Below are 6,019 nucleotides of genomic sequence, written 5' to 3'. Positions count from 1 at the left end.
GGCGCGAAGGCGTCCTGCGCGAGGATCTCGCGCGACAGGCGTGCGCCTTCGACCATCATGCGCAGGTCGAAACCGTCGCCGTCGCCGAGGTAGTTCGCATGGATCGCCGCGGGCGCGGCCGGGTCGGCGGAACGCAGGCGGATCGCGCCGCGGCTCTTCGGCCGCAGATGGCACGCGTGCACGGTGTAGCCGAAACCCTCGAGGCGATGGCGGCCGTGGTCATCGAGCAGCGCAGGCACGAAATGGAACTGGATGTCGCAGCGCGAATCGGACGCGAGGCGCGAGCGCACGAAGCCGCCGGCCTCGGCGATGTTCGAGCTGCCGATGCCGTCGCGCCGGAGCAGGAAGCGCAGCGCGACCGCGAGGTCGCTGGTCTTGTCGTAGGTGACCGCGCGCGTGGAGCGCACGAGCGTGCAGATGTCGAGGTGGTCCTGAAGGTTCGCGCCGACGTCGGCACGATCGAGCGCGACCGAGATGCCGTGCCCGCGCAGGTGATCGGCCGGGCCGATGCCCGACAGCATGAGCAGCTGCGGCGAATTGATCGCGCCGCCTGCGAGGATCACGCAGCCGGCTTCGGCGCGCTCGACCTTGCCGCGATGGCGGAACTCGACGCCGGTCGCGCGCGGGCCATCGAGCAGGACGCGCGTCGCGAGCGCGCGCGTGCGCACCTCGACGTTGCCGCGTGCGAGCGCCGGGCGCAGGAACGCGACCGCGGTCGAACAGCGCGCGCCGTTGCGCTGGGTCACCGCGTAGAAGCCGAAGCCGTCCTGGGTGTCGGCGTTGAAGTCGTCGTTGCGCACGTGGCCGGCCTCGACCGCGGCGTCGACGAACGCCTGCGACAGCACGTTGTGATGGCGCAGCGGCGACACCGTGAGTTCGCCGTCGGCGCCGTGCCACGCATCCGCGCCGCGCACGTTGCCTTCGCTGCGCTTGAACACGGGCAGCACGTTCTGCCACGCCCAACGCGGATCGCCGCTCGCGAGCGCCCACGCGTCGTAGTCGCCCGGCGTGCCGCGCGTGTAGCACATCGCGTTGATCGAACTCGAGCCGCCGAGCACCTTGCCGCGCGGCCACCACAGGCGCCGCCCGCCGAGGTTCGGCTCGGCCTCGGTGTCGTAATTCCAGTTCACGCCCTTCTTGCCGACGAGCTTGGCGATACCGGCCGGCATGTGGATGAACGGGTGCCAGTCGCGTCCGCCGGCTTCGAGCAGCAGCACGCGATGGGCGGGATTCGCGCCGAGGCGATTCGCGAGCACGCAGCCGGCGGAACCCGCACCGACGATGACGTAGTCGTAGCTCGAAGTCATCGCCCGAGCGTATGCGGACGCGCTAGAGCCATTACTCCAGAAGACCTGACCGGCGACAACGTCACCTCGCGGATGTCACCTCTCCCGCTCGCGTAAGTGGCCGTGCATGTCACCTCTCCCGCTCGCGGGAGAGGTCGCGCCGAAGGCGCGGGTGAGGGAAGCCTCGCGAAAGGCTCGCACGGTGTCCCCTCATCCGCCTCCGGCACCTTCTCCCGCAAGCGGAGAAGGGAAAGGCAATCCTCGCCATGACTCCAGAAGCCAGCACAACGATGCGACCTCGGCCCGATATCGCGTCTCCCGCTCGTATCACCTCCCCGCTCGTATCACCTCTCCCGCTCGTATCACCTCTCCCGCTCGCGGGAGAGGTCGCGCCGCAGGCGCGGGTGAGGGAAGCCTCGCGAAAGGCTCGCACGGTGTCCCCTCATCCACCTCCGGCACCTTCTCCCGCACATGGGAGAAGGGAAGGCACTGGCCCTCCTGCATGGCGTGAATCCGGCCCTACGCGGCCGCGCGCCGCGCAGGCACAATGCGCGGATGACCGCGACCCTGTCCGCCCTGCACCTGTTCCCGCTCAAATCCGGCGCGCCGCTGCGCGTCGATGCCGCGACGGTCGAACCGCGCGGCCTCGCCGGCGATCGGCGCTGGATGGTCGTCGACGCGAATGGCGCGTTCGTCACCGGCCGCCAGGTCGCGCGCCTCACGCTCGTCGAGGCGCGCCCCGACGGCGATGCGCTGCGCCTCGACGCGCCCGGCATGCCGGGCCTGCGCGTCCCCGCGCCGCGCGACGGCGAGCGTATCGATACCGCGGTCTGGGGCGCCGCGGTGAGCCCGTTGCTCGCCGATCCCTCGGCGCATGCGTGGCTCCACGAATTCCTCGGCGAGCCGCTGCGCCTCGTGCACATGGACGATGCGTGCACGCGCAAGCTCAAGGCGAAATACGACGGGCGCTACGGCACCGACGACGACCTCGTGAGCTTCGCCGACGGCTTTCCGCTGCTGCTGGTTTCGCAGGCCGCGCTCGACCATCTCAACGCGAAGCTCGCCGCACCGGTGCCGATGTTGCGCTTCCGCCCCAACCTCGTCGTCGCGGGCACCGCGCCGCATGCAGAGGACGGCTGGAAACGCATCCGCATCGGCGCGATCGAGTTCGAGGTCGCGAAGGCGTGCACGCGCTGCGTGTTCACGACCGTCGACTTCGAGCGCGGCGAGCGCGACCCCGCGGGCGAACCGCTGCGCACGCTCACGACCTACCGCCGCTCGCCCGACGGCGTGACCTTCGGCCAGAACCTCATCCCGCGCGGCCACGGCGTGCTGCGCGTCGGCGACGCGGTCGAGGTGCTCGCATGAGCGGCGTCGCCGCGACCATGCCGTAGGAGCGCGCCCTGTGCGCGACCGCAACCTCGCAGCGTGACGCGACGCGGGTCGCCCAGAGGGTGGGCTCCTACCCGTACGCGCGAGGCGTGCACGGGCGGCACATGCACGCATGTTAGGCTTGCCGCGCCCGCACGGTGCAGGAGCCCCGCTTGCCGAAACGCCCCGCCATCCAGCGCCACGAGTGGTTCGCCGTCGCGGTCGCGTTCGCCTACTTCTTCTGCGTGCTCGCAGCCTATTACGTGCTGCGCCCGGTGCGCGACCAGCTCTCCGCGGCGGTCGGATCGACCGCCCTGCCGCTGTTCTACCTGTCCACGTTCGTCGGCACGATCGCGCTCACGCCGCTGTACGGCGCGCTCGTGTCGCGCTATCCGCGGCGCGTGTTCGTGCCGGTCGTGTACGCGTTCTTCATCCTCGGCATGATCGCGTTCATCCCGCTGTTCCAGCTGCAGGACGCGATCGGCGCGCGCGTGCTCGGCTCGGTGTTCTTCGTCTGGGTGAGCGTGTTCAACCTGTTCGTCGTCGCGGTGTTCTGGAGTTTCATGGCCGACCTGTTCGACGCCGAGCAGGCGCACCGGCTGTTCCCGGTCATCGCGCTCGGCGGTGCCGCGGGCGCGATCGCGGGGCCGATGCTCACCAAGGCGCTCAACGACGTGACCGGCGTGTCGGGCCTGCTCGTGGTCTCCTCGCTGCTGCTCGGCCTCGCGATCGCTTGCGTGTTCGCGCTCGCGCGCTGGTCGAAGGCGCATCCGGTGGTCGGCGACGAGCGCCGCGACGAGCGCATCATCGGCGGCAGCTTCATCGCCGGCGCGATCGAGACCCTGAAGTCGCCGCTGATGCGACGCATGGCGCTGCTGATGCTGCTCGGCGACGCGGTCGGCACGGTCATCTACGCGTTCCTCATCGACTACAACGGCGTCGCCAATGCGACACGCGCAGCGCGCATCGACTTTTCCGCGAACGTCGACCTCTGGACCAACGTGCTGCAGGCGCTGTTCCAGCTCACCGCGACGCGCGTGCTCATGGTGCGCGTCGGCCCCTCGGCCGCGCTCGCGCTCGACGGCATCGTCAAGGCGATCATGCTCGCGCTGTTCGCCGTGTTCGGCGGCGCCTGGATCGCGGCGGTCGCGATCGTCACGCGCGCGAGCGCGTACGGCATCTTCAAGCCCGCGTCGGACTCGCTCTACACGCAGGTCGACGCCGAGACGCGCTACAAGACCAAGAACTTCATCGACACGTCGGTCTGGCGCTTCGGCGACGTCGTCGTCAACGGCAGCCTCAACGGCCTGCGCCTGCTCGGCGCGACCTCGCCGATGCTCGCCCTGCTCACGGTCGTTGCCGCGGCGAGCTCGGCGTCGATCGGCTGGCGCACCGCGCGGCTGCTCGATGCGGGCGCGGCGCGCAAGCGGCCGTCGGCGTAGCGGGCTGCGAGCCGCCACGCCGCTGTCCCGGTTTCCGTCGCAGGCACCCCCTGTGGATGCCGCGCCCTCGCGGCGATACTCGATCGCGATCGCGCACAGGGTGCGCGCCTACACGGGAACGCGATCGCGGGTCCTTCGCATCGGACGCTGCGCGCGAGCCCGGACCGCCTACACGCGCGAACAGCTCCACGACAGCATGCGCCCGCCCTCGTACGGCATCACGCCGTGGAACGGGCGCGGGTCGGCGTCGAACACGAGCGGCAGGAAGTGTCGATCACCCTCCCACATCGGCAGCGTGTCGAGCTTGTCGAGGTCGACCCATTCGAGCGTGCCTTCGGGGTTGGCCGGCAACGGCGTGCCGTCGAACGCGGTGACGAGGAACAGGAAGCCGAGCCAGTCCTCGCCGTGCTTGCCGAAGCCGGGCCAGCTGATCGTGCCGCGCAGTTCGAGCGCGGCGCACTCGATGCCCGCTTCCTCGCGGATCTCGCGACGCATGCCGGCGAGCACGTCCTCGTGCGGATCGAGCTTGCCGCCGAGGCCGTTGTACTTGCCGAGATGATGATCGCCCGGGCGCGTGTTGCGATGGATCATGAGCACCTGGCGGCGGTCCGGCGAGAGCACGTAGCCGAGGGTCGCGACGATCGGGGTGTAGGGCATCGGTGTCGGAATGCGGCGATGGAACCCGCGATCATAGCCCGCTGCGCACTGCGCTTCGACTCCGCGGCCTGCGACCGCTGTGCTCAGCGCAAACGGGTGGTCGTCGTGCCTACGCCGGCTCCACGTACGCCGCTCGCCCGGAGTGCGGTTCCGCGGCGGGAGCCGTGCGCATGCGCAGCCGCGAACGGAGTAGCCGAAGACGTTGCCTCTGAGGCACGATCGCAATGACGAGGGGATCGCGGCGATCCCGGATGGAGTGCCATCGCCATGGACATCGTGTCCGAACAACGCTGCTTCGGTGGCACGCAAGGTGTCTATCGCGCCGAGTCCGCCGCGACCGGTGGCACGATGCGCTTCGGCGTCTACCGGCCGCCGCTCGCGCCGGGCGCGAAGGCGCCCGTGCTGTACTACCTCGCCGGCCTCACCTGCACCGAGGAAACGTTCGCGATCAAGGCCGGCGCGCAGCGCGTCGCCGCCGAGCTCGGCCTCGCGCTCGTCACGCCCGACACGAGCCCGCGCGGCACCGGCATCGACGGTGCGACGGGCGACTGGGAGTTCGGCGAAGGCGCGGGCTTCTACCTCGACGCGACCACGCCCGCGTTCGCAGCGCGCTTTCGCATGTATTCGCACGTCGTCGACGAACTGCCCGCACTGCTCGCGGCGCAATTCCCTGCGCTCGACACGACGCGCGCATCGATCTTCGGCCACTCGATGGGCGGCCATGGCGCGCTCACGATCGCGCTGAAGAACCCCGCACGCTACCGCTCGGTGTCCGCGTTCGCGCCGATCGTCGCGCCGATCCAGGTGCCCTGGGGCCAGAAGGCGTTCCCGCGCTACCTCGGCGACGATCGCGATGCATGGCGCGCGTACGACGCGACTGCGCTCATCGAAGACGGCGCGCGCTTCCCTGGCACGCTGCTCGTCGACCAGGGCGACGCCGACGCGTTCCTCGACGTGCAACTGCGCCCCGAGTTCGTCGAACGCGCGTGCCGCGCGACCGGCCAGCCGCTCGACCTGCGCCGCCGCGCGGGCTACGACCACAGCTACTGGTTCATCCAGAGCTTCGTCGAAGACCACCTGCGTCACCATGCGCAGGCGTTGCGAGGTTAGCGTCGCGATCGGCGACGACGCCGCGTCGTACGGGTCCGCGGTCGCCCACAGGGTGGGCTCCTACAGGGATTCCCGCGGCGCCTCGCGTGTTGCGGCGGGACTCGCCGCGATGCGGCTCGACCCGCCCTACACGAGCTGCGAACCGTCCCTTCT

Annotated in this window: 5 protein-coding genes; 3 read left to right on the top strand and 2 right to left on the bottom strand. The window is 70.4% G+C overall.

Annotated features, from left to right (window positions below; translation table 11 throughout):
• On the bottom strand, nucleotides 1-1,307 hold a 1,307-nt coding region (locus VI238_RS12450), incomplete at its 3' end, for a GMC family oxidoreductase (RefSeq protein WP_331651816.1).
• Nucleotides 1,308-1,841: 534 nt separating this feature from the next.
• Here VI238_RS12450 and VI238_RS12445 point away from each other — a divergent pair.
• Both VI238_RS12445 and VI238_RS12440 read left to right on the top strand, forming a co-directional pair.
• Nucleotides 1,842-2,654, top strand: a complete 813-nt coding sequence (locus VI238_RS12445) for an MOSC domain-containing protein (RefSeq protein ID WP_331651814.1) — start codon at nucleotides 1,842-1,844, stop codon at nucleotides 2,652-2,654.
• A 176-nt stretch (nucleotides 2,655-2,830) separates the two neighbouring features.
• Entirely contained in the window at nucleotides 2,831-4,099 is a 1,269-nt protein-coding gene (locus VI238_RS12440; RefSeq protein WP_331651812.1) for an MFS transporter, read from the top strand.
• A gap of 168 nt (nucleotides 4,100-4,267) precedes the next feature.
• On the opposite strand, the gene VI238_RS12435 is transcribed toward VI238_RS12440, so the two are convergent.
• Entirely contained in the window at nucleotides 4,268-4,756 is a 489-nt protein-coding gene (locus VI238_RS12435) for an 8-oxo-dGTP diphosphatase (RefSeq protein ID WP_331651810.1), read from the bottom strand.
• Nucleotides 4,757-5,023: 267 nt separating this feature from the next.
• Between VI238_RS12435 and fghA the strand changes: the two genes are divergently transcribed.
• Entirely contained in the window at nucleotides 5,024-5,866 is an 843-nt protein-coding gene (gene fghA, locus VI238_RS12430) for an S-formylglutathione hydrolase (protein WP_331651808.1), read from the top strand.
• The last annotated feature ends 153 nt before the right edge of the window (nucleotides 5,867-6,019 follow it).

The organism is Dokdonella sp. (assembly GCF_036518555.1).
Lineage (GTDB): Bacteria > Pseudomonadota > Gammaproteobacteria > Xanthomonadales > Rhodanobacteraceae > Dokdonella_A.
This window is presented reverse-complemented; position numbering and strand designations above follow the sequence as displayed.